The organism is Streptomyces sp. NPDC056169 (genome assembly GCF_042268445.1).
In the GTDB taxonomy this organism is placed as follows: Bacteria; Actinomycetota; Actinomycetes; order Streptomycetales; family Streptomycetaceae; genus Streptomyces.
Genome location: NZ_JBHJUO010000034.1, coordinates 1 through 21,686 on the forward strand (window position 1 = coordinate 1; position 21,686 = coordinate 21,686).

Genomic DNA, 21,686 nt, shown 5'->3' on the forward strand with positions numbered 1-21,686 from the left:
TGGGGGGGCTGGGGCCGCCTGGGGGGGGGGGGGGGGGGGTGTTGCCGTCCACGGGGCTTTTGTGTTGGTTTACGCTTTTTTCGGTTGTTTTGGGGGGGGGGGGGGGGGGGGGCGGGGGGCCCCCCCCCCCCGCCCCGGGTGGAGAAGGATCAGACGGTCGCGGAGTACTGGCTGTCCTTCATGAGGAAGGTCGCCAGCGGCTTGCCGTCGCCCTTCGACATGGCGGAGAAGGTGACACCCAGCTGGGAGGCCGCCTTGCGGGCCAGCTTGATGTCGTCGGAGGCGGTGACCTGGCCGCGCGGGATGATGAAGCGGTACGTGACCGCGGTCGTCCCACCGGCCTTCACGTCGGTGAACTCCAGGCCGAGGGCGCGCACGTCGGCGAACGGACGCTCGGCGATCTCGTAGCGGTAGGTGTCGACCGCCGGGGTCGGCTCCGCCTTGACGGCGCCGCCGCCCATGAAGAAGGGCAGCGTGTCCTCGTTGAACTGGAGCATCGAGAACTTCAGCGAGAGGTCACGGCTCGAGTAGATGTAGTGCACCGGGGAGACCGACTGCCACGAGTCGATGGCCTCCAGCTTGTCCTTCTTCGAGAAGGTGACGCCGTCGCCGGTGGTGAAGCCCAGGTCCTTCCAGCCCGCACCGGTCCAGTCGACGGCGGTGTCGGTGCCGAAGGTGGCCGGGGCGGTCGTGCCGGCGTCGGCCACGTAGAGCTTGCCGGTACCTGCGACGCGGATCTCGGCAGAGTTGTTTCCAGCCATGGTGGTGTTTCTCCTTGGGTTGGTCGGGTTGCTCGGGTTGAGAGGGCGGCCGTTCCCGGACATCCGGTCCGGGTACGGCAAAGGCCCCGCCGGACGGCGAGGCCTGGTCTGTGGGGTGAGCGTCCGTCAGGGAGCCGGGCGGGCTCAGAAGACGCTCAGGGAGAGGCGGATCACGCAGAGGTAGCGGTTGGCGCCCCGGTAGAGGTAGTCGGGCAGCCAGCGCGGCCCGTCCTGCTCCTCGACGTCGTGGACGACGTTGTTGGCACCGAGGTGCTTGCCGATGGTGGCGAGCAGCGCCCGCCGGGCCGCGTTGGCGAGGACGTGGGCGGCGGTTTTGCTCGGCCCGTACACCTCGAACTCGATCAGCGGCATGTCGACGTGCTGGTCGCCGATCCAGGCGCCGCCGCGGCGGTTCACCAGGACGGCGCTCGTCGTGCCGTCGAAGCCGGCGGGCGCGTTGACCGCGATCGTGGCGCCGGCCAGGGCGGGGTCGGCCTTGAGGACGTCGACGACCAGCTTCTCGACGTCCGGGAAAGCACTCGGGGGAGTGGTCATGACGGTTCTCCTCGGGAGAGGGGAGGGAGGGCGGGACGGGTGTGCCGCCCGGGGTGGGCGGGACGGGGTGCCGCCCGGGGCGCTCCGGCGGGAGGGGGCGGGGCGCGGCAGCGCACCCGGACGGCGGACGGCGGAGCCGCGTCCCGTCCTGCGGGCGCAGCTCCGCCGCTGCACCAACTGTGACAGCGATCGTGCGCGCACGCAACTAGAACGGGGAACGGATCCGCCGCGGCCGGGGGACACCTCCCTCGATAGGTTGGCCGCCACCGAACCGAGGGAGCCGCCCGTGTCCGCCGACCGCCCCCGCCTGCTCTACGTCACCGACCTGACCTACCCGGCCAAGGGGCGGCGCTACGGCGACGAGGACGTCCACCTCACCGCCCGGCTGCGCGCCGACTTCGACCTCGCCCTCTGCCACCCGCTCGACGCCGCCGCCCTCATGGAGGGCTTCGACGCCGTCGTCGTCCGCAACAGCGGCCCCGTCCTCGCCTACCAGAAGGAGTACGAGGCCTTCCGCGAGCGGGCCCGGGCCCTCGGCACCCGCGTCTACAACCCCCTCCACGGGCGCGGCGACATGGCCGGAAAGCAGTACCTGCTCGACCTCACCGCCGCCGGGTACCCCGTCATCCCCACCGCCGACCGCCCCGAGGACCTCCACCGGCTGCCCGCCGCCGCGGAGTACGCGGTCAAGCCCAAGGCCGGCGCCGACTCCATAGGCCTGCGCTTCGTGGCGTACGAGGAGCTCGCCGCCCTCCCGTACGGCGAGCTCCTCGTCCAGCCCCGCATCGACTTCCGGTACGAGGTCTCCTTCTACTTCGTCGACGACCTCTTCCAGTACGCCCTCTACGCCCCCGACCCCGAGCGCCGCTGGGTCCTGGAGCCGTACGAACCGACCGCGGAGGACCTCGGCTTCGCCCGCCGCTTCGTCGACTGGAACACCCTCGACCACGGCATCCAGCGCGTCGACGCCTGCCGCACCCCGGAGGGCGGGCTGCTCCTCGTCGAGCTGGAGGACCTCAACCCGTACCTCTCCCTCGACCGCGTCGCCGAGCCGGTGCGCGAGCGCTTCGCCGACGCCCTGGTCGGCTCCCTCCGCGCCTTCCTCGCGGCATGAGGGCATGAGGGCATGAGGGCGTGACGGCATGACGGCATGACGAAGCGCCCCGATTCCGGATCCGGAATCGGGGCGCTTCGGTGACGAACGATCGGAACGATCAGGCGGTACGGGTACGGCGGCGGGCCAGCCGCTCCGCGGCGAAGACGTCCTCCAGGCGGAAGAGCTGCGCACGGCCCGCCTTGCCCGCGGCCCGCAGATGACCCAGCTGGACCCACTTGCGGATCGTCGCGGGGGCGACCCCGGCCTCCTCGGCGGCGAGCGGCCCGGGGATCAGCGCGGGCAGCGCGGGCAGTCCGGCCATCGCGGGCATCGCGGGCATCGCGGGCGAGCTCAGCATGAGGTCTCCTTCGTGTCGTCCATCGCCGCTTCGATCTCCTCGGTACGGGTCCCCGAGGCCTCCGTCAGTTCCCCCCACGCGCTCTCCGGCCACAGGTGCCGGTACGCCGGGTCGTCCTGACAGCCGCACGCCGCGTCCGTGCACACGCACGCCGGGTTCACGCACAGCACCGCGCGCCGGTCGGGGAACGCCCGCAGCGACACCGAGTCGCACCACGGGCAGCGCCCCGAGACCCGGACGATCGTCTCCGAGTCGCCCAGCGTCCTGGCGCACCGGCGGGCCATCCGCCGGATCTCGTCCCGGACGTGCCGGGCGAGGACCGGGTGGCCGGCGACGGCGTCGAGCAGCCCGACGATCCGCCGCAGCCGCTCGATCACCCCGGCGCGGCGCGGCCGCGGCAGGCCGAGCCGGGCGCAGACCGCCTCCTCCAGCTCCACCACGCCGTCGGTGATGTCCCGGATGGCGTCGGAGATGTGCAGCCGGATCGGGGCGGCGCCGTGCCCGGGAACGGAGAGGCCGTGCCGCTGTTCGAGGAGCAGCGCCTCGCGCCGCTCCTCGCGGATCAGCTCGTCGCGGCCGGGGTGCGGGGCGGTGGGGGCGGTCCCTGCGGGGGAGCGGCGACCGGGGGCCAGCTCCTCGGCGAGCTCGGGGAACTGCCGTACGAGGGAGGCGGTCCAGAGGGCGATGTCCCGCAGCACGAGCTCGACGGTGCTCGCGCTGTTCAGGTTGCTCGCGCCGCTCGGCGTGCTCGGCGTGCTCGGGCTGTTCGGCGAGCTCGTGCCGCTCGGCGTGTGCGCGCTGCTCGGCGTGCGCCCGCTGCTCGGCGTGCTCGTGCCGCTGTCGGTGAGGTCAGCCACGGCGGCGGCTCCCCGCCATGGCGACCGCCTTCGCGACGCGCTGCGCGTCCGCCGCGCGGCCGTTGCGCCACAGGCGGCCCGCGCAGACGCCGTCGAAGTAGCTCTCGGCGGGGGCCACGGCCGCCTCGCACTCGCGGCGGACGGGGCAGTCGGCGCAGGCGCGGAGCGCCGGGGCCGCGTCCTTGGGCCGGCGGGCGAAGACGACGGACGGGGAGAGGCCGGCGCACGCGGCGGAGGCCTGCCAGGGGGACGGGTCGGTCGGGAACAAGAGGTTTCTCCACGGTCCGGGGCCACCGGGGCGTCCATGGGGCCGGTGGGGCTTCTGGGGCTCAGGGGGCCGACGAGTGCGGCGATGAGCAGCCTTACACGTTGCGTGCGAGCGCGCAACAAACTTGTGGGGATGTCCCGACCGGGTCTTCATCGATTCGACACGATTGCGTGCCCGAAAGCACGTAATTCTGTGCGCGCAAGCACGCTAAGGTAGATATCCGGAGGGTGGGGAGTAAGGGAGCGGTACACATGACCAGTCAAGGGCTCGACGAATTCGCGGGCTGGGTCGAAGGCCTGATGAGGGCGCGCGGGTACGACATCGACAGTCCCCGGGGCGGCGGGAAGTCCCGTATCGCCGACGAGGCCGGGGTGCACCGCGCCGCCGTGACCCGTCTGCTCCAGCGGCAGAGCATGCCCGACCTGGAGACGATGCGCCGGATCGCCCCGCTCCTCGGGGTCTCCGTCCGGGACATGCTGATCCGGTCCGGCCGGGTCACCCCCGAGGAGCTGCCGCTCGCGGCGGACCTGCTGCCGCCCAACGACTGGCAGCCGACCATGGAGGACTTCGCCCGCTGGCTCGGCGTGCCCGACGAGCGCCTGGGCGTCTTCGTCAAGGTCGTGAACCAGTTCCTGGAGCCCGACGAGGAGGGTCTGGACGACGCCGCCGCCGTCGAGGCGAGGCGCACCGCGCGCGACTGACCGCCGCCCGCCGGACGGTCCCAGGTGCCGGGTCCGTCCCGGCACCCCTTCTCCGGGCGGCCCCCGGGGTGATCCCGGGGTGATCCGGCACGCCCCGACGCGCCCGGAGCTCCGTGCGCGTGGGCATTTGTTTTGACCGGAGTCCATGCGATAGGTACGCTCATGCCTTGTGCCTGGGGTGTGCCTGGGCTCGCGTGCGTGTCTTCCGCCGCACGGCGAGTCCGCGAAACGGCCACCGTGATCCGCGCCTTTTCCGCCTTTCGGCGGAGGTCCGCGAGATTCGACACACCCGACCGCGTGGGTCGGTGAGTGTTCCAGGTTAGTTACACCGACGGCACACAGAAACCGGAGAAGTAGTGCCTACGATCCAGCAGCTGGTCCGTAAGGGCCGGCAGGACAAGGTCGAGAAGAACAAGACGCCCGCACTTGAGGGTTCCCCTCAGCGTCGTGGCGTCTGCACGCGTGTGTTCACGACCACCCCGAAGAAGCCGAACTCGGCCCTCCGTAAGGTCGCGCGTGTGCGTCTGACCTCGGGCATCGAGGTCACGGCCTACATCCCGGGTGAGGGCCACAACCTGCAGGAGCACTCCATCGTGCTCGTGCGCGGTGGCCGTGTGAAGGACCTGCCGGGTGTTCGCTACAAGATCATCCGCGGTTCCCTCGACACGCAGGGCGTCAAGAACCGTAAGCAGGCTCGCAGCCGCTACGGCGCCAAGAAGGAGAAGTAAGAATGCCTCGTAAGGGCCCCGCCCCGAAGCGCCCGGTCATCATCGACCCGGTCTACAGCTCTCCTCTTGTCACCTCGCTGATCAACAAGATCCTGCTGGACGGCAAGCGTTCCACCGCCGAGCGCATCGTGTACGGCGCCATGGAGGGTCTTCGTGAGAAGACCGGCCAGGACCCGGTCATCACGCTGAAGCGCGCTCTCGAGAACGTCAAGCCGTCCCTCGAGGTCAAGTCCCGCCGTGTCGGTGGCGCCACCTACCAGGTGCCGATCGAGGTCAAGCCCGGTCGCGCCTCCACCCTCGCGCTGCGCTGGCTCGTCGGTTACTCCCGCGCCCGTCGCGAGAAGACCATGACCGAGCGCCTCCTGAACGAGCTCCTCGACGCCTCGAACGGCCTCGGAGCTGCGGTCAAGAAGCGTGAGGACACGCACAAGATGGCCGAGTCCAACAAGGCCTTCGCGCACTACCGCTGGTAGTCGCAACCCACATCGAGACCGAGAGAAGACTGAGCCGATATGGCTACCACTTCGCTTGACCTTGCCAAGGTGCGCAACATCGGCATCATGGCGCACATCGACGCGGGCAAGACGACCACCACCGAGCGGATCCTGTTCTACACCGGCGTCTCTTACAAGATCGGTGAAGTCCACGACGGCGCTGCCACGATGGACTGGATGGAGCAGGAGCAGGAGCGCGGCATCACGATCACGTCCGCCGCGACGACCTGCCACTGGCCGCTCGAGAATGTCGATCACACGATCAACATCATCGACACGCCGGGTCACGTCGACTTCACCGTCGAGGTGGAGCGTTCGCTGCGCGTGCTCGACGGTGCTGTCACCGTGTTCGACGGTGTGGCCGGCGTTGAGCCCCAGTCCGAGACCGTTTGGCGACAGGCGGACCGCTACGGCGTCCCGCGTATCTGCTTCGTCAACAAGCTCGACCGTACGGGCGCCGACTTCCTGCGCTGCGTCGACATGATCGTGAACCGCCTTGGCGCGGTCCCGATCGTCATGCAGCTGCCCATCGGCGCCGAGATGGACTTCCAGGGTGTTGTGGACCTCGTCCGCATGAAGGCCCTGGTCTGGTCCGCGGACGCGTCCAAGGGCGAGATGTACGACGTCGTCGACATCCCGGCCGACCTCGTCGAGCTCGCCGATGAGTACCGCGGCAAGCTGATCGAGTCCGTCTCCGAGAACGACGAGGAGCTCATGGAGCTCTTCCTCGAGGGCGTCGAGCCCACCGAGGAGCAGCTCTACGCTGCCGTCCGTCGCATCACCATTGCCTCCGGCAAGGGTGGCGGCGAGAAGACGGTCACCCCCGTCTTCTGTGGCACCGCGTTCAAGAACAAGGGCGTCCAGCCCCTGCTCGACGCGGTCGTGCGCTACCTTCCCTCCCCCCTGGACGTCGAGGCCATCGAGGGCCACGACGTCAAGGACGCGGAGCTGGTCGTCAAGCGCAAGCCGTCCGACGAGGAGCCGCTGTCGGCCCTCGCGTTCAAGATCGCGAGCGACCCGCACCTCGGCAAGCTCACCTTCGTCCGGATCTACTCCGGTCGCCTGGAGGCCGGCACCGCGGTGCTGAACTCCGTCAAGGGCAAGAAGGAGCGCATCGGCAAGATCTACCGCATGCACGCGAACAAGCGTGAGGAGATCGACTCGGTGGGCGCCGGCGACATCGTCGCCGTCATGGGCCTGAAGCAGACCACCACCGGTGAGACGCTGTGCGACGACAAGAACCCGGTCATCCTGGAGTCCATGGACTTCCCGGCGCCGGTCATTCAGGTCGCGATCGAGCCCAAGTCCAAGGGTGACCAGGAGAAGCTGGGTGTCGCCATCCAGCGTCTCGCGGAGGAGGACCCCTCCTTCCAGGTGCACTCGGACGAGGAGACCGGCCAGACCATCATCGGTGGTATGGGCGAGCTTCACCTCGACATCCTCGTCGACCGTATGCGTCGCGAGTTCAAGGTCGAGGCGAACGTCGGCAAGCCGCAGGTCGCGTACCGCGAGACGATCCGCAAGACCGTCGAGCGCGTGGACTACACCCACAAGAAGCAGACCGGTGGTACCGGTCAGTTCGCCAAGGTGCAGATCGCGATCGAGCCGATCACGGACGGCGACGCCACGTACGAGTTCGTGAACAAGGTCACCGGTGGCCGCATCCCGAAGGAGTACATCCCTTCGGTCGACGCGGGTGCGCAGGAGGCCATGCAGTTCGGCATCCTGGCCGGCTACGAGATGACTGGCGTCCGCGTCATCCTTCTCGACGGTGGCTACCACGAGGTCGACTCCTCCGAGCTCGCGTTCAAGATCGCCGGTTCGCAGGCCTTCAAGGAGGCCGCGCGCAAGGCTTCGCCGGTCATCCTCGAGCCCATGATGTCCGTCGAGGTCACCACGCCCGAGGACTACATGGGTGAGGTCATCGGCGACATCAACTCCCGCCGTGGTCAGATTCAGGCCATGGAGGAGCGCAGCGGCGCTCGCGTCGTGAAGGGCCTCGTGCCCCTCTCGGAGATGTTCGGCTACGTCGGAGACCTCCGCAGCAAGACCTCGGGTCGCGCAAGCTACTCGATGCAGTTCGACTCCTACGCCGAGGTTCCGCGGAACGTCGCCGAGGAGATCATCGCGAAGGCCAAGGGCGAGTAACTCTCCCGAGTTCACGCTTTAGGCTTGACACCAGTCGCCGGGGTTTCACCCCGGAACCCCGAGGATCGGGCCCCGGCGACTGGCATCCCAGCAAAGATCACCTGGCGCCGATGAAGCAAGGCGTACAGAACCACTCCGCAGGAGGATTCAGTGGCGAAGGCAAAGTTCGAGCGGACTAAGCCGCACGTCAACATCGGCACCATCGGTCACATTGACCACGGTAAGACGACCCTCACGGCCGCCATTACCAAGGTGCTGCACGACGCGTACCCGGACCTGAACGAGGCCTCGGCCTTCGACCAGATCGACAAGGCTCCCGAGGAGCGCCAGCGCGGTATCACCATCTCGATCGCGCACGTCGAGTACCAGACCGAGTCGCGTCACTACGCCCACGTTGACTGCCCCGGTCACGCGGACTACATCAAGAACATGATCACGGGTGCGGCGCAGATGGACGGCGCCATCCTCGTGGTCGCGGCCACCGACGGCCCGATGCCGCAGACCAAGGAGCACGTGCTCCTGGCCCGCCAGGTCGGCGTTCCGTACATCGTCGTCGCCCTGAACAAGGCCGACATGGTGGACGACGAGGAGATCCTGGAGCTCGTCGAGCTCGAGGTGCGTGAGCTCCTCTCCGAGTACGACTTCCCGGGCGACGACCTTCCGGTCGTCCGTGTCTCGGCGCTCAAGGCGCTCGAGGGCGACAAGGAGTGGGGCGAGGCTCTCCTCGGTCTCATGAAGGCCGTCGACGAGTCGATCCCGCAGCCCGAGCGCGAGGTCGACAAGCCGTTCCTCATGCCGATCGAGGACGTCTTCACGATCACCGGTCGTGGCACCGTCGTCACCGGTCGTATCGAGCGTGGTGTCCTCAAGGTCAACGAGACCGTCGACATCATCGGTATCAAGACCGAGAAGACCACCACCACGGTCACCGGTATCGAGATGTTCCGCAAGCTGCTCGACGAGGGCCAGGCCGGTGAGAACGTCGGTCTGCTCCTCCGTGGCATCAAGCGTGAGGACGTCGAGCGCGGCCAGGTCATCATCAAGCCGGGCTCGGTCACGCCGCACACCAACTTCGAGGCCCAGGCCTACATCCTGTCGAAGGACGAGGGTGGCCGTCACACCCCGTTCTTCAACAACTACCGCCCGCAGTTCTACTTCCGTACCACGGACGTGACCGGCGTCGTGACCCTCCCCGAGGGCACCGAGATGGTCATGCCGGGCGACAACACCGCCATGAGCGTTGAGCTGATCCAGCCCATCGCCATGGAGGAGGGCCTCAAGTTCGCCATCCGTGAGGGTGGCCGGACCGTCGGCGCCGGCCAGGTCGTCAAGATCACTGCCTGATCCGTGATCTGACCTGGTAGCTCCAACGAGCTCCAAGAGAGGGCCCCGCACCGAAAGGTGCGGGGCCTTCTCGCGTTCCCGCCGAGTGATCTTCGAAAAGTTCCGGGAAATACTGTCGTCCGATGTCGAGCCCGCGCCGGCGGCTCCGACCCATGGGTGACAGCGGGCCACAGGGGCACGCGGGACGGGGAGGACACCCGAGATGAAGTACGTCGCGATGATCTACGGCAACCAGGCCAAGTGGGAGTCCTTCCCGGCCGAGGCCTGGCCCGAGGCGATCGCCAAGCAGGAGGCCTTCAACCGGCGGTACCGGGAGAGCGGCGAGCTGATCGGCGCGTACGGACTCGCCGACGCGGCCGCCGCCCAGCTCGTCCGCCGCCAGGGCGGCGCCCCCGTGATCACCGACGGGCCGTACCTGGAGACCAAGGAGTACCTGGCCAGCTTCTACCTGCTCGACTGCGACAGCCTGGAGCGGGCGCAGGAGATCGCCGCGGACATGCCCTTCGCGGACGTCGACCCCGTTGAACTCTGGCCGATCCTGCACGAGTCCGCGGCGGACGTGTGACCGGGCCCCAGGAGATCGAGGACCTGCTGCGCACGTACGCGCCGCGGGTCCTCGGCGCGCTCGTCCGGCGGTACGGCGACTTCGACCTCTGCGAGGACGCCGTCCAGGAGGCGCTGATCGCCGCCGCGCGGCAGTGGCCCGACGAGGGCGTCCCCGACAGCGCGCGCGCCTGGCTGCTGACCGTCGCCCAGCGCCGGTACATCGACCTGGTACGCAGCGAGGCCGCGCGCCGGCGCCGCGAGGACGCACTCTCGCTCGCCACCCCGGACTCCGAGCTCGTCGCCCGGCCCGCGGACGCTCCCGCGGGCGGCGAGGACGACTCGCTGTCCCTGCTCTTCCTCTGCTGCCACCCGGACCTGTCGCCCCCCAGCCGGATCGCGCTCACCCTGCGCGCCGTCGGCGGCCTCACCACCGCGCAGATCGCCGCGGCCTTCCTCGTGCCCGAGTCGACCATGGCGCAGCGGATCAGCCGGGCCAAGCAGACGATCAAGGCGGCGGGCGGCTCGCTCGCCGGGCCCGCGGGGGAGGACAGGGCGGCCCGCCTCGCCGAGGTGCGGCACGTGCTCTACCTCGTCTTCAACGAGGGCTACACGGCCAGCGGCGGCGACGACCTCACCGTGCCCGAGCTGGCCACGGAGGCGATCCGGCTCGCCCGGCTCCTGCACCGGCTCGTCCCCGAGGACACCGAGACGGCGGGCCTTCTCGCGCTCATGCTGCTCACCGACGCCCGCCGCCCGGCCCGCACGGGCCCGCACGGCGAGCTGGTGCCGCTCGCGGAGCAGGACAGGGGCCGCTGGGACGGCCGGCTGATCGCGGAGGGCGTCGAGCTCATCAGCCGTACGCTGCCGAAGGGGCGGGTCGGCCCGTACCAGCTCCAGGCGGCGATCGCGGCCGTGCACGACGAGGCCGAGTCCGCCGGGGCGACGGACTGGCCGCAGATCCTCGCGCTGTACGAGCTGCTGGAGCGGACCGAGGACAACCCGGTGATCACGCTCAACCGCGCGGTCGCGGTCGCGATGGTCCACGGCCCGGAGGCGGGTCTGGAGCTGCTCGCCGGCCTCGCGGAGGACAAGCGGCTCGCGCGCCACCACCGGCTCCTCGCGACCCGCGCGCACCTTCTCGAACTGCTGGGCGACGAGGGGGGCGCGGCCGCCGCCTACCGCGAGGCGGCCCGTCACACGACGAGTGCTCCCGAGCGCCGTCATCTGACGGAGCGGGCGCGGCGGTTGGGATGAGAGGGGCTGAGCGGGACTTCCGGGGCGGCACGTGCGCCCCGAGGCTTGGCCGTACGTGACGTGGGGTACAGTCTTCGCCCCCGATTGGCGGCCGGAAGGTCCCGTATGGCAGACTGTCGGGGTTGCTCGGTTGAGTGCCGATGCTGCGCGCCTCCCGTCGGGAGGACCGGAAGCGAGTCCCACAGTACTCGTCGCTCCTTCTCAGGAGCGGACGTACGGGAATCTTCCGGGAAGCGTCAGCGGGGTGCAGACCAGGCACTCGGGTGGTGTTCTGCCCCCGGCCCGCGGTTCTAGGGACCGCACCCCCTTGGTTGGGAAATCCTTCGGGATTTCTGCGTAGAGGGAGTGCGACACGCCCGACCGCGTGGGTCGGAGACAGAGTCAAGAGAACCCCCGAGTCCAGAGCGTTACGAGAGACAGGACTACTAGTAGCCATGGCGGGACAGAAGATCCGCATCCGGCTCAAGGCCTACGACCACGAGGTCATCGATTCCTCGGCGAAGAAGATCGTCGAGACGGTGACGCGCACTGGTGCGTCGGTCGCGGGCCCGGTGCCGCTGCCCACTGAGAAGAACGTGTACTGCGTCATCAAGTCGCCGCACAAGTACAAGGACTCGCGCGAGCACTTCGAGATGCGCACGCACAAGCGCCTCATCGACATCCTCGACCCCACGCCGAAGACGGTTGACTCGCTCATGCGTCTCGACCTCCCGGCGGGCGTTGACATCGAGATCAAGCTCTGAGGGCGCGCGAGATGGCTAAGAACATCAAGGGCATCCTGGGCGAGAAGCTCGGCATGACGCAGGTCTGGGACGAGAACAACCGGGTCGTCCCGGTGACCGTCGTCAAGGCCGGCCCGAATGTCGTGACCCAGGTCCGTACGAACGACGTCGACGGCTACGAGTCGGTCCAGATCGCCTTCGGCGAGATCGACCCTCGCAAGGTGAACAAGCCCCTCAAGGGTCACTTCGCCAAGGCTGACGTCACCCCGCGCCGCCACCTGGTGGAGCTCCGCACCGCTGACGCCTCCGAGTACACGCTCGGCCAGGAGATCACCGCCGAGCTCTTCGAGGCCGGCGTGAAGGTCGACGTCACCGGCAAGAGCAAGGGCAAGGGCTTCGCCGGTGTCATGAAGCGCCACAACTTCCGTGGTGGCAAGGCGTCGCACGGTGCCCACCGCGTGCACCGCAAGCCCGGCTCCATCGGTGGCTGCGCCACCCCGGGTCGTGTCTTCAAGGGCATGAAGATGGCCGGTCGCATGGGCAACGAGCGTGTGACCACCCAGAACCTGACCGTCCACGCCGTTGACGCCGAGAAGGGTCTGCTGCTCATCAAGGGCGCCGTCCCCGGCCCTAACGGTGGCCTCGTCCTGGTCCGCACCGCGGCCAAGGGGGTTTGAGGAACCGATGAGCACCATTGACATCCTTTCGCCGGCAGGCGACAAGACCGGGACCGTCGAGCTCCCCGAGGAGATCTTCGGCGCCAAGGTCAGCGTTCCGCTGATCCACCAGGTCGTCGTCGCTCAGCTGGCCGCTGCCCGTCAGGGCACGCACAAGACCAAGCGTCGTGGCGAAGTCCGTGGTGGTGGCAAGAAGCCTTACCGCCAGAAGGGCACCGGCCGCGCCCGTCAGGGTTCGACCCGCGCTCCGCAGTTCGTCGGCGGTGGCGTCGTCCACGGCCCGCAGCCGCGTGACTACTCGCAGCGGACCCCGAAGAAGATGAAGGTCGCCGCCCTCCGCGGTGCCCTCTCGGACCGGGCCACCCACTCCCGCATCCACGTCGTCACCGGCGTGGTCGAGGGTGACGTTTCCACCAAGGCCGCGAAGACGCTGTTCGGCAAGATCTCGGAGCGCAAGAACCTGCTCCTGGTCGTCGAGCGCTCCGACGAGGCCGCGTGGCTGTCCGCTCGTAACCTGCCCCAGGTGCACATCCTGGAGCCGGGCCAGCTCAACACGTACGACGTGATCGTCTCCGACGACGTGGTCTTCACTCAGGCCGCCCTCGAGTCCTTCGTGTCTGGCCCCCAGACCGCTGAGACCGAAGGGAGCGACGCCTGATGACTGAGGCCGTCGTCACCAGCAAGACCTTCTCGGACCCGCGCGACATTCTCGTCAAGCCGGTTGTCTCGGAGAAGAGCTACGCCCTGCTGGACGAGAACAAGTACACGTTCATCGTCGCGCCTGGCTCCAACAAGACCCAGATCAAGCAGGCCGTCGAGGCGGTCTTCTCGGTCAAGGTCACCGGGGTCAACACGATCAACCGCCAGGGCAAGCGCAAGCGCACCAAGGCCGGTTTCGGTAAGCGCAAGGACACCAAGCGCGCCATCGTGACCCTTGCCGAGGGCAACCGTATCGACATCTTCGGCGGTCCGACCGCCTAAGGGCGGTCTGGATCGTCCGGAATCGGACGAGGACTGAGAAATGGGAATCCGCAAGTACAAGCCGACTACGCCGGGCCGTCGTGGCTCCTCCGTAGCCGACTTCGTCGAGATCACGCGGTCCACGCCGGAGAAGTCGCTGGTCCGCCCCCTGCACAGCAAGGGCGGCCGTAACAACACCGGTCGGATCACGGTTCGACACCAGGGTGGCGGCCACAAGCGCGCCTACCGGGTGATCGACTTCCGTCGTCACGACAAGGACGGCGTGCCGGCGAAGGTCGCTCACATCGAGTACGACCCCAACCGCACCGCGCGCATCGCGCTGCTCCACTACGCGGACGGCGAGAAGCGCTACATCATCGCCCCGAAGAACCTCTCGCAGGGTGACCGGGTCGAGAACGGCCCCGGCGCGGACATCAAGCCCGGCAACAACCTGGCGCTCCGCAACATCCCGGTCGGTACCACGATCCACGCGATCGAGCTCCGTCCCGGTGGCGGCGCCAAGTTCGCGCGCTCCGCTGGTGCCTCCGTGCAGCTGCTGGCGAAGGAGGGCACGATGGCCCACCTTCGTATGCCGTCCGGCGAGATCCGTCTCGTCGACGCCCGCTGCCGCGCGACGATCGGCGAGGTCGGCAACGCCGAGCAGTCGAACATCAACTGGGGCAAGGCCGGCCGTAAGCGCTGGCTGGGCGTTCGCCCGACCGTTCGCGGTGTGGCGATGAACCCGGTGGACCACCCGCACGGTGGTGGTGAGGGTAAGACCTCCGGTGGTCGCCACCCGGTCTCCCCGTGGGGTCAGAAGGAGGGTCGTACTCGCTCGCCGAAGAAGGCTTCGAGCAAGTACATCGTCCGCCGCCGCAAGACGAACAAGAAGCGCTAGGAGCGGGTTTAGATGCCGCGCAGTCTCAAGAAGGGACCCTTCGTCGACGGACACCTCGTAAAGAAGGTGGACGTACAGAACGAAGCCGGTACCAAGAACGTCATCAAGACCTGGTCCCGTCGCTCGATGATCATCCCGGCCATGCTCGGCCACACGATCGCGGTGCACAACGGCAAGACCCACATTCCGGTGTTTGTCACCGAGTCGATGGTCGGCCACAAGCTCGGCGAGTTCTCGCCGACGCGCACCTTCCGGGGTCACGTGAAGGACGACCGGAAGTCGAAGCGCCGCTAGTAGCGGGGTGGAATCGACCATGACAGACACTGGAAGGACAACCATGGAAGCCAGGGCCCAGGCGCGGTACATCCGCGTCACGCCCATGAAGGCCCGCCGAGTGGTGGACCTTATCCGTGGCATGGACGCCACGGAGGCTCAGGCGGTCCTGCGTTTCGCCCCGCAGGCCGCGAGCGTGCCGGTTGGCAAGGTGCTGGACAGCGCCATTGCCAACGCTGCACACAACTACGACCACACTGACGCCTCTTCGCTGGTCATCAGCGAGGCGTACGTCGATGAGGGCCCGACCCTGAAGCGGTTCCGTCCGCGTGCTCAGGGCCGTGCATTCCGGATCCGTAAGCGGACCAGCCACATCACCGTGGTCGTCAGCAGCAAGGAAGGAACCCGGTAATGGGCCAGAAGGTTAACCCGCATGGGTTCCGGCTCGGCATCACCACGGACTTCAAGTCCCGTTGGTACGCCGACAAGCTGTACAAGGACTACGTCAAGGAAGACGTCGCCATCCGTCGGATGATGACGTCCGGCATGGAGCGCGCCGGCATCTCGAAGGTTGAGATCGAGCGCACCCGTGACCGTGTGCGTGTGGACATCCACACCGCGCGTCCCGGCATCGTCATCGGCCGCCGTGGCGCCGAGGCCGACCGCATCCGCGGTGACCTCGAGAAGCTCACGGGCAAGCAGGTCCAGCTGAACATCCTCGAGGTCAAGAACCCCGAGATGGACGCTCAGCTGGTTGCTCAGGCCGTTGCCGAGCAGCTCTCCTCCCGCGTCTCCTTCCGTCGCGCCATGCGTAAGAGCATGCAGGGCACGATGAAGGCCGGCGCCAAGGGCATCAAGATCCAGTGTGGCGGTCGTCTCGGCGGCGCCGAGATGTCCCGCTCGGAGTTCTACCGCGAGGGTCGTGTGCCGCTGCACACGCTCCGCGCGAACGTGGACTACGGCTTCTTCGAGGCCAAGACGACCTTCGGTCGCATTGGCGTCAAGGTCTGGATCTACAAGGGCGACGTCAAGAACATCGCCGAGGTCCGCGCCGAGAACGCTGCGGCCCGTGCGGGTAACCGCCCGGCCCGTGGTGCCGGCGCTGGCGACCGCCCGGCCGGCCGTGGTGGCCGTGGTGGCGAGCGTGGCGGCCGCGGCCGCAAGCCGCAGCAGCAGTCCGCGCCGGCTGCCGAGGCCCCCAAGGCCGACGCTCCCGCCGCCGCTGCCGCTCCGGCTGAGAGCACCGGAACGGAGGCCTGACCGAAATGCTGATCCCCCGTAGGGTCAAGCACCGCAAGCAGCACCACCCCAAGCGCTCGGGTATGAGCAAGGGTGGTACGCAGGTTGCGTTCGGCGAGTACGGCATTCAGGCCCTCACGCCGGCGTACGTGACGAACCGCCAGATCGAGGCTGCTCGTATCGCGATGACCCGCCACATCAAGCGTGGCGGCAAGGTCTGGATCAACATCTACCCGGACCGCCCCCTGACGAAGAAGCCTGCCGAGACCCGCATGGGTTCCGGTAAGGGTTCTCCGGAGTGGTGGATCGCGAACGTCAAGCCGGGTCGGGTGATGTTCGAACTGTCCTACCCGAACGAGAAGATCGCGCGCGAGGCCCTGACCCGTGCGGCCCACAAGCTGCCGATGAAGTGCAAGATCGTTAAGCGCGAAGCAGGTGAGCTGTGATGTCGGCCGGTACCAAGGCGTCCGAGCTGCGCGAGCTGGGCAACGAGGAGCTTCTCAACAAGCTCCGCGAGGCCAAGGAAGAGCTGTTCAACCTCCGCTTCCAGGCGGCGACGGGCCAGCTCGAGAACCACGGCCGGCTCAAGTCCGTCCGTAAGGACATCGCCCGGATCTACACCCTGATGCGTGAGCGCGAGCTGGGCATCGAGACGGTGGAGAACGCCTGATGAGCGAGAGCAACGTGACTGAGAAGACCGAGCGCAACGCTCGCAAGGTCCGCGAGGGCCTGGTCGTCAGCGACAAGATGGACAAGACCGTCGTCGTCGCTGTCGAGGACCGCGTCAAGCACGCGCTGTACGGCAAGGTCATCCGCCGTACGAACAAGCTCAAGGCTCACGACGAGCAGAACGCTGCCGGCATCGGTGACCGCGTCCTCCTGATGGAGACCCGGAAGCTGTCGTCGACGAAGCACTGGCGCGTCGTCGAGATCCTCGAGAAGGCCAAGTAATTCTTGAAGGGGTAACCCTTCGAGTTCGTTCCGCCAGGCTCGGCCGGGGCTTCTTCTGAAGCCCCGGCCGGGAACCGGCAGACAATCAGGAGATAGACGTGATCCAGCAGGAGTCGCGACTGCGTGTCGCCGACAACACTGGTGCCAAGGAGATCCTTTGCATCCGTGTTCTCGGTGGCTCGGGTCGCCGCTACGCGGGCATCGGTGACGTCATCGTCGCCACCGTCAAGGACGCGATCCCCGGTGGCAACGTGAAGAAGGGTGACGTCGTCAAGGCGGTCATCGTTCGCACCGTCAAGGAGCGCCGCCGCCAGGACGGCTCGTACATCCGCTTCGACGAGAACGCCGCTGTCATTCTCAAGAACGACGGCGACCCTCGTGGCACCCGTATCTTCGGCCCGGTCGGCCGTGAGCTGCGCGAGAAGAAGTTCATGAAGATCATCTCGCTCGCGCCGGAGGTGCTGTAAGCATGAAGATCAAGAAGGGCGACCTGGTCCAGGTCATCACCGGTAAGGACAAGGGCAAGCAGGGCAAGGTCATCACGGCCTTCCCCCGCGAGAACCGCGTCCTCGTCGAGGGTGTCAACCGGGTCAAGAAGCACACCAAGGCCGGCCCGTCGCAGGCCGGTGGCATCGTCACGACCGAGGCCCCTGTCCACGTGAGCAACGTTCAGCTCGTCGTGGAGAAGGATGGCCAGAAGGTCGTCACGCGTGTCGGTTACCGCTTCGACGACGAGGGCAACAAGATCCGCGTTGCCAAGCGGACGGGTGAGGACATCTGATGGCTACCACCACTCCGCGTCTCAAGACGAAGTACCGCGAGGAGATCGCGGGCAAGCTGCGTGAGGAGTTCTCGTACGAGAACGTCATGCAGGTTCCCGGCCTCGTGAAGATCGTGGTCAACATGGGTGTCGGCGACGCCGCCCGTGACTCGAAGCTGATCGACGGTGCGATCCGCGACCTGACCACGATCACCGGTCAGAAGCCGGCCGTGACCAAGGCTCGCAAGTCCATCGCGCAGTTCAAGCTGCGTGAGGGCCAGCCGATCGGTGCGCACGTCACCCTCCGTGGCGACCGCATGTGGGAGTTCCTGGACCGCACCCTGTCGCTCGCGCTTCCGCGCATCCGCGACTTCCGTGGTCTGTCCCCCAAGCAGTTCGACGGGCGTGGCAACTACACCTTCGGTCTCACGGAGCAGGTCATGTTCCACGAGATCGACCAGGACAAGATCGACCGTGTCCGGGGTATGGACATCACCGTGGTGACCACGGCGACCAACGACGCTGAGGGCCGCGCCCTTCTCCGTCACCTCGGCTTCCCCTTCAAGGAGGCGTAAGCGAGATGGCGAAGAAGGCTCTCATCGCGAAGGCTGCCCGCAAGCCCAAGTTCGGCGTGCGTGGCTACACGCGCTGCCAGCGCTGTGGTCGTCCCCACTCCGTGTACCGCAAGTTCGGCCTGTGCCGCGTGTGCCTTCGTGAGATGGCTCACCGTGGCGAGCTGCCGGGCGTGACCAAGAGCTCCTGGTAATTCCCTTCCACCCTTTGGGTGTTGGGAATGACCGGAGACTCTCGGTAAGCACTGGGTTGGCGGTCGCCCATCCCTCCATGCCTTAGGCTAGGAGGGTTGGGCGTCCGTCGCCCGTACGACTTACTACGCCGTAGGTCCCCGCGCCGCACCCGTCCCGCCCCTGTGTGGGGAGAGGGATGGCGCATACAGGAAACCCCGGCGAGAGAGGCCGAAGGCCAATTCATGACCATGACTGATCCGATCGCGGACATGCTGACTCGTCTGCGTAACGCGAACTCGGCATACCACGACTCTGTGACGATGCCGCACAGCAAGATCAAGTCTCACATCGCGGAAATCCTCCAGCAGGAGGGCTTCATCACGGGCTGGAAGGTCGAGGACGCCGAGGTCGGCAAGAACCTCGTCCTCGAGCTCAAGTTCGGTCCGAACCGTGAGCGCTCCATTGCGGGCATCAAGCGGATCTCGAAGCCCGGTCTCCGGGTTTACGCGAAGTCCACCAACCTGCCGAAGGTTCTCGGCGGCCTGGGCGTGGCGATCATCTCCACGTCCCACGGCCTCCTGACCGGCCAGCAGGCAGGCAAGAAGGGCGTAGGTGGGGAAGTCCTCGCCTACGTCTGGTAGTCGGGAAAGGAAGGAAAGCTCATGTCGCGTATTGGCAAGCTGCCTATCCAGGTTCCCGCCGGCGTGGACGTCACCATCGATGGCCGCACGGTCACGGTGAAGGGTTCCAAGGGCACCCTGAGCCACACCGTCGCCGCTCCGATCGAGATCGTTAAGGGCGAGGATGGCGTGCTCAACGTCAACCGTCCGAACGACGAGCGTCAGAACAAGGCCCTCCACGGCCTGTCCCGCACGCTGGTGGCCAACATGATCACCGGTGTGACCCAGGGTTACGTGAAGGCGCTCGAGATCAGCGGTGTCGGTTACCGCGTTGCCGCGAAGGGCTCCAACCTGGAGTTCCAGCTCGGCTACAGCCACCCGATCCTTATCGAGGCGCCCGAGGGCATCTCGTTCAAGGTCGAGTCGCCGACCAAGTTCTCGGTCGAGGGCATCGACAAGCAGAAGGTCGGCGAGGTCGCCGCCAACATCCGCAAGCTTCGCAAGCCTGACCCTTACAAGGCCAAGGGCGTGAAGTATGCGGGTGAGGTCATCCGCCGCAAGGTCGGAAAGGCTGGTAAGTAAGCCATGGCATACGGTGTGAAGATCGCCAAGGGCGACGCCTACAAGGGCGCCGCCAAGAAGCGCCGCCACATCCGCATCCGCAAGAACGTGTCGGGTACGGCGGAGCGTCCGCGCCTCGTCGTGACGCGTTCCAACCGCGGTATCACCGCTCAGGTCATCGACGACCTCAAGGGTCACACCCTTGCGTCTGCGTCGACCCTGGACGCGTCGATCCGCGGCGGCGAGGGTGACAAGTCCGCGCAGGCCAAGCAGGTCGGTTCCCTGGTCGCCGAGCGCGCCAAGGCCGCCGGTGTCGAGGCTGTCGTGTTCGACCGTGGTGGCAACAGGTACGCCGGGCGCATTGCCGCTCTGGCTGACGCCGCCCGCGAAGCCGGGCTGAAGTTCTAAGCCCCGGTTCCGGGACTAACGGACGTAACAGAGAGAGGTAATCCAATGGCTGGACCCCAGCGCCGCGGAAGCGGTGCCGGTGGCGGCGAGCGGCGGGACCGGAAGGGCCGCGACGGTGGCGCTGCCGCCGAGAAGACCGCGTACGTTGAGCGCGTTGTCGCGATCAACCGCGTCGCCAAGGTTGTCAAGGGTGGTCGTCGCTTCAGCTTCACCGCCCTGGTTGTCGTCGGTGACGGCGACGGCACGGTAGGTGTCGGTTACGGCAAGGCCAAGGAAGTTCCCGCGGCCATCGCCAAGGGCGTCGAGGAAGCCAAGAAGAACTTCTTCAAGGTTCCCCGCATCCAGGGCACCATCCCGCACCCGATCCAGGGCGAGAAGGCGGCCGGCGTTGTCCTGCTGAAGCCTGCTTCCCCCGGTACCGGTGTTATCGCCGGTGGCCCGGTGCGCGCGGTGCTCGAGTGCGCCGGCGTTCACGACATCCTGTCGAAGTCGCTCGGCTCCGACAACGCGATCAACATCGTGCACGCGACCGTGGCGGCCCTCAAGGGTCTGCAGCGTCCCGAGGAGATCGCGGCTCGCCGTGGTCTGCCCCTCGAGGACGTCGCTCCCGCGGCTCTGCTCCGTGCGCGTGCTGGGGCGGGTGCGTAATGGCTCGCCTCAAGGTCACGCAGACGAAGTCGTACATCGGCAGCAAGCAGAACCACCGCGACACCCTGCGTTCGCTTGGCCTCAAGAAGGTCAACGACGTGGTTGTCAAGGAGGACCGCCCCGAGTTCCGCGGCATGGTGCACACCGTCCGCCACCTCGTGACGGTCGAGGAGGTTGAATAACATGGCGGAGAACAACCCGCTGAAGGCCCACAACCTCCGTCCCGCCCCCGGTGCCAAGACCGCGAAGACCCGTGTCGGTCGTGGTGAGGCGTCGAAGGGTAAGACGGCCGGTCGTGGTACCAAGGGTACGAAGGCCCGTTACCAGGTTCCGCAGCGCTTCGAGGGTGGGCAGATGCCCCTCCACATGCGTCTGCCGAAGCTCAAGGGCTTCAAGAACCCGTTCCGCACCGAGTTCCAGGTCGTGAACCTGGACAAGCTCGGCGCTCTCTACCCCGAGGGTGGAGAGGTCACGGTGGCCGACCTGGTCGCCAAGGGCGCGGTTCGCAAGAACAGCCTCGTCAAGGTGCTCGGCACCGGCGAGATCACCGTGGCGCTGCAGGTTTCGGTTGACGCCGTCTCCGGCTCCGCCAAGGAGAAGATCGCCGCCGCTGGTGGCACCGTCACCGAGCTCGTCTGAGTTCGGCTCGACACCACAAAGCCTGGCCGGTTCCCCCTCGGGGGAGCCGGCCAGGCTTTTTGTCGTGTCCGGCGGGGCGGTGTCAGGCCGCGGCCGAGGTGAGTCCCCGGGCCTTGAGACAGGCCTGGAGCCGGCTCTCGACCTGCCCTTCCGCGCGATGACGGGCTCGGGCCGGTCGGCACGCCGGAGGCGTTCCTCCGCCACTCGTCCGTCGATCCGCGTCACCCCGGTGCTCGGCGAACGTCTCCACCTTTCGGTGCGACATGACGGACTGGTCGGCGTTCGACGGTGCCGTCTCCGTGAACTGGATCCGGGAGACGGCCACGACCGTGGCCGTCACCGCGGCACAGCCCGCGAGGGCCGTCGAGGTGCGCTTCACGGCCCCGAGCAGAAGCGCGGCACCCGCGGCACCCGCGACGGGGAGCGACTTCTGCACAGGTGGTTCCCCCAGAAGTGGTCGTTGCGATGAGTGAT

Annotated in this window: 35 protein-coding genes; 29 read left to right on the forward strand and 6 right to left on the reverse strand. The window is 67.6% G+C overall.

Annotated features, from left to right (window positions below):
- Window positions 1–149 precede the first annotated feature (149 nt).
- Together ACFC0G_RS37480 and ACFC0G_RS37485 are read right to left on the reverse strand one after the other, a co-directional pair.
- Window positions 150–761 carry a phage tail protein gene (locus ACFC0G_RS37480; protein ID WP_376412940.1) on the reverse strand — a complete coding sequence of 204 codons (612 nt, stop codon included), beginning with the start codon at window positions 759–761 and terminating at the stop codon, window positions 150–152.
- A gap of 144 nt (window positions 762–905) precedes the next feature.
- Window positions 906–1,316: a hypothetical protein gene (locus tag ACFC0G_RS37485; RefSeq protein ID WP_376412943.1), complete on the reverse strand. Its 411-nt coding sequence runs from the start codon at window positions 1,314–1,316 to the stop codon at window positions 906–908.
- 286 nt (window positions 1,317–1,602) lie between these two features.
- On the opposite strand from ACFC0G_RS37485, the gene ACFC0G_RS37490 reads away from it, so the two are divergent.
- Complete coding sequence (locus ACFC0G_RS37490) at window positions 1,603–2,430, forward strand: RimK family alpha-L-glutamate ligase (protein WP_376412946.1); 828 nt, start codon at window positions 1,603–1,605, stop codon at window positions 2,428–2,430.
- Between the two features lie 100 nt (window positions 2,431–2,530).
- Here the strand turns inward: ACFC0G_RS37490 and ACFC0G_RS37495 are convergent, their stop codons facing one another.
- From ACFC0G_RS37495 to ACFC0G_RS37505, 3 genes are all read right to left on the reverse strand, one after another.
- Window positions 2,531–2,734 (reverse strand): hypothetical protein, encoded by a 204-nt coding sequence (locus tag ACFC0G_RS37495; protein ID WP_376413040.1) that lies wholly within the window; start codon window positions 2,732–2,734, stop codon window positions 2,531–2,533.
- Between the two features lie 29 nt (window positions 2,735–2,763).
- Window positions 2,764–3,495 carry a hypothetical protein gene (locus ACFC0G_RS37500; protein ID WP_376413043.1) on the reverse strand — a complete coding sequence of 244 codons (732 nt, stop codon included), beginning with the start codon at window positions 3,493–3,495 and terminating at the stop codon, window positions 2,764–2,766.
- 124 nt (window positions 3,496–3,619) lie between these two features.
- Window positions 3,620–3,895 (reverse strand): WhiB family transcriptional regulator, encoded by a 276-nt coding sequence (locus ACFC0G_RS37505; RefSeq protein WP_125744776.1) that lies wholly within the window; start codon window positions 3,893–3,895, stop codon window positions 3,620–3,622.
- 251 nt (window positions 3,896–4,146) lie between these two features.
- Between ACFC0G_RS37505 and ACFC0G_RS37510 the strand changes: the two genes are divergently transcribed.
- The 28 genes from ACFC0G_RS37510 to rplO all read left to right on the forward strand — a co-directional run bounded on the left by ACFC0G_RS37510 (window position 4,147) and on the right by rplO (window position 21,212).
- Complete coding sequence (locus ACFC0G_RS37510; RefSeq protein ID WP_376412949.1) at window positions 4,147–4,596, forward strand: helix-turn-helix domain-containing protein; 450 nt, start codon at window positions 4,147–4,149, stop codon at window positions 4,594–4,596.
- A 356-nt stretch (window positions 4,597–4,952) separates the two neighbouring features.
- Window positions 4,953–5,324, forward strand: a complete 372-nt coding sequence (gene rpsL, locus ACFC0G_RS37515; protein ID WP_003948652.1) for a 30S ribosomal protein S12 — start codon at window positions 4,953–4,955, stop codon at window positions 5,322–5,324.
- A gap of 2 nt (window positions 5,325–5,326) precedes the next feature.
- The gene (gene rpsG / locus ACFC0G_RS37520) at window positions 5,327–5,797 is read left to right on the forward strand and encodes a 30S ribosomal protein S7 (protein WP_024755400.1); all 471 of its coding nucleotides are present in this window, start codon (window positions 5,327–5,329) and stop codon (window positions 5,795–5,797) included.
- A 39-nt stretch (window positions 5,798–5,836) separates the two neighbouring features.
- Window positions 5,837–7,966, forward strand: coding sequence for an elongation factor G (gene fusA / locus ACFC0G_RS37525; protein WP_376412953.1), 2,130 nt, complete (start codon window positions 5,837–5,839; stop codon window positions 7,964–7,966).
- A gap of 150 nt (window positions 7,967–8,116) precedes the next feature.
- Window positions 8,117–9,310 (forward strand): elongation factor Tu, encoded by a 1,194-nt coding sequence (tuf, locus tag ACFC0G_RS37530; RefSeq protein WP_125744782.1) that lies wholly within the window; start codon window positions 8,117–8,119, stop codon window positions 9,308–9,310.
- A 202-nt stretch (window positions 9,311–9,512) separates the two neighbouring features.
- On the forward strand, window positions 9,513–9,875 hold the full coding sequence (locus ACFC0G_RS37535; protein WP_376412957.1) for a YciI family protein: 363 nt from the start codon (window positions 9,513–9,515) through the stop codon (window positions 9,873–9,875).
- Window positions 9,872–11,110 carry an RNA polymerase sigma factor gene (locus tag ACFC0G_RS37540; RefSeq protein ID WP_376412960.1) on the forward strand — a complete coding sequence of 413 codons (1,239 nt, stop codon included), beginning with the start codon at window positions 9,872–9,874 and terminating at the stop codon, window positions 11,108–11,110. The genes ACFC0G_RS37535 and ACFC0G_RS37540 overlap by 4 nt, the downstream gene beginning before the upstream one ends.
- 434 nt (window positions 11,111–11,544) lie before the next feature.
- Window positions 11,545–11,853 (forward strand): 30S ribosomal protein S10, encoded by a 309-nt coding sequence (gene rpsJ, locus ACFC0G_RS37545; RefSeq protein WP_003948644.1) that lies wholly within the window; start codon window positions 11,545–11,547, stop codon window positions 11,851–11,853.
- Between the two features lie 11 nt (window positions 11,854–11,864).
- Window positions 11,865–12,509 carry a 50S ribosomal protein L3 gene (gene rplC / locus ACFC0G_RS37550; RefSeq protein ID WP_024755405.1) on the forward strand — a complete coding sequence of 215 codons (645 nt, stop codon included), beginning with the start codon at window positions 11,865–11,867 and terminating at the stop codon, window positions 12,507–12,509.
- A 7-nt stretch (window positions 12,510–12,516) separates the two neighbouring features.
- Window positions 12,517–13,167, forward strand: coding sequence for a 50S ribosomal protein L4 (gene rplD / locus ACFC0G_RS37555; RefSeq protein ID WP_125744788.1), 651 nt, complete (start codon window positions 12,517–12,519; stop codon window positions 13,165–13,167).
- Complete coding sequence (gene rplW, locus ACFC0G_RS37560; RefSeq protein WP_024755407.1) at window positions 13,167–13,490, forward strand: 50S ribosomal protein L23; 324 nt, start codon at window positions 13,167–13,169, stop codon at window positions 13,488–13,490. The genes rplD and rplW overlap by 1 nt, the downstream gene beginning before the upstream one ends.
- Before the next feature lie 40 nt (window positions 13,491–13,530).
- Entirely contained in the window at window positions 13,531–14,367 is an 837-nt protein-coding gene (gene rplB, locus ACFC0G_RS37565; protein ID WP_315891596.1) for a 50S ribosomal protein L2, read from the forward strand.
- A 12-nt stretch (window positions 14,368–14,379) separates the two neighbouring features.
- On the forward strand, window positions 14,380–14,661 hold the full coding sequence (gene rpsS / locus ACFC0G_RS37570) for a 30S ribosomal protein S19 (protein ID WP_024755409.1): 282 nt from the start codon (window positions 14,380–14,382) through the stop codon (window positions 14,659–14,661).
- A 43-nt stretch (window positions 14,662–14,704) separates the two neighbouring features.
- Window positions 14,705–15,052, forward strand: coding sequence for a 50S ribosomal protein L22 (gene rplV, locus ACFC0G_RS37575; protein WP_024755410.1), 348 nt, complete (start codon window positions 14,705–14,707; stop codon window positions 15,050–15,052).
- A complete protein-coding gene (gene rpsC, locus ACFC0G_RS37580; protein WP_017239578.1) occupies window positions 15,052–15,900 on the forward strand; it encodes a 30S ribosomal protein S3 in 849 nt (282 codons plus the stop codon). Before rplV ends, rpsC begins: the two co-directional genes overlap by 1 nt.
- A gap of 5 nt (window positions 15,901–15,905) precedes the next feature.
- Window positions 15,906–16,325 (forward strand): 50S ribosomal protein L16, encoded by a 420-nt coding sequence (gene rplP / locus ACFC0G_RS37585; RefSeq protein ID WP_015035580.1) that lies wholly within the window; start codon window positions 15,906–15,908, stop codon window positions 16,323–16,325.
- Window positions 16,325–16,549: a 50S ribosomal protein L29 gene (rpmC, locus tag ACFC0G_RS37590; protein ID WP_017239580.1), complete on the forward strand. Its 225-nt coding sequence runs from the start codon at window positions 16,325–16,327 to the stop codon at window positions 16,547–16,549. The genes rplP and rpmC overlap by 1 nt, the downstream gene beginning before the upstream one ends.
- Window positions 16,549–16,830, forward strand: a complete 282-nt coding sequence (gene rpsQ, locus ACFC0G_RS37595) for a 30S ribosomal protein S17 (RefSeq protein WP_024755411.1) — start codon at window positions 16,549–16,551, stop codon at window positions 16,828–16,830. The genes rpmC and rpsQ overlap by 1 nt, the downstream gene beginning before the upstream one ends.
- 98 nt (window positions 16,831–16,928) lie before the next feature.
- Entirely contained in the window at window positions 16,929–17,297 is a 369-nt protein-coding gene (rplN, locus tag ACFC0G_RS37600; RefSeq protein WP_003956455.1) for a 50S ribosomal protein L14, read from the forward strand.
- 2 nt (window positions 17,298–17,299) lie between these two features.
- A complete protein-coding gene (gene rplX, locus ACFC0G_RS37605; RefSeq protein WP_030214024.1) occupies window positions 17,300–17,611 on the forward strand; it encodes a 50S ribosomal protein L24 in 312 nt (103 codons plus the stop codon).
- Window positions 17,608–18,165, forward strand: a complete 558-nt coding sequence (gene rplE, locus ACFC0G_RS37610) for a 50S ribosomal protein L5 (RefSeq protein ID WP_099054322.1) — start codon at window positions 17,608–17,610, stop codon at window positions 18,163–18,165. Before rplX ends, rplE begins: the two co-directional genes overlap by 4 nt.
- Before the next feature lie 5 nt (window positions 18,166–18,170).
- Entirely contained in the window at window positions 18,171–18,356 is a 186-nt protein-coding gene (locus tag ACFC0G_RS37615) for a type Z 30S ribosomal protein S14 (protein WP_003948630.1), read from the forward strand.
- 222 nt (window positions 18,357–18,578) lie between these two features.
- A complete protein-coding gene (gene rpsH, locus ACFC0G_RS37620; RefSeq protein ID WP_015035585.1) occupies window positions 18,579–18,977 on the forward strand; it encodes a 30S ribosomal protein S8 in 399 nt (132 codons plus the stop codon).
- Between the two features lie 21 nt (window positions 18,978–18,998).
- Entirely contained in the window at window positions 18,999–19,538 is a 540-nt protein-coding gene (gene rplF / locus ACFC0G_RS37625) for a 50S ribosomal protein L6 (RefSeq protein ID WP_376412968.1), read from the forward strand.
- A 3-nt stretch (window positions 19,539–19,541) separates the two neighbouring features.
- Window positions 19,542–19,925, forward strand: a complete 384-nt coding sequence (rplR, locus tag ACFC0G_RS37630; protein ID WP_056651228.1) for a 50S ribosomal protein L18 — start codon at window positions 19,542–19,544, stop codon at window positions 19,923–19,925.
- A gap of 45 nt (window positions 19,926–19,970) precedes the next feature.
- Complete coding sequence (rpsE, locus tag ACFC0G_RS37635) at window positions 19,971–20,573, forward strand: 30S ribosomal protein S5 (protein WP_017239585.1); 603 nt, start codon at window positions 19,971–19,973, stop codon at window positions 20,571–20,573.
- Window positions 20,573–20,755, forward strand: a complete 183-nt coding sequence (gene rpmD / locus ACFC0G_RS37640; protein ID WP_024755415.1) for a 50S ribosomal protein L30 — start codon at window positions 20,573–20,575, stop codon at window positions 20,753–20,755. The genes rpsE and rpmD overlap by 1 nt, the downstream gene beginning before the upstream one ends.
- 1 nt (window position 20,756) lies before the next feature.
- Window positions 20,757–21,212 (forward strand): 50S ribosomal protein L15, encoded by a 456-nt coding sequence (rplO, locus tag ACFC0G_RS37645; protein WP_125744792.1) that lies wholly within the window; start codon window positions 20,757–20,759, stop codon window positions 21,210–21,212.
- An 82-nt stretch (window positions 21,213–21,294) separates the two neighbouring features.
- On the opposite strand, the gene ACFC0G_RS37650 is transcribed toward rplO, so the two are convergent.
- Window positions 21,295–21,648 (reverse strand): hypothetical protein, encoded by a 354-nt coding sequence (locus ACFC0G_RS37650; RefSeq protein WP_376412973.1) that lies wholly within the window; start codon window positions 21,646–21,648, stop codon window positions 21,295–21,297.
- Between the last annotated feature and the right edge of the window lie 38 nt (window positions 21,649–21,686).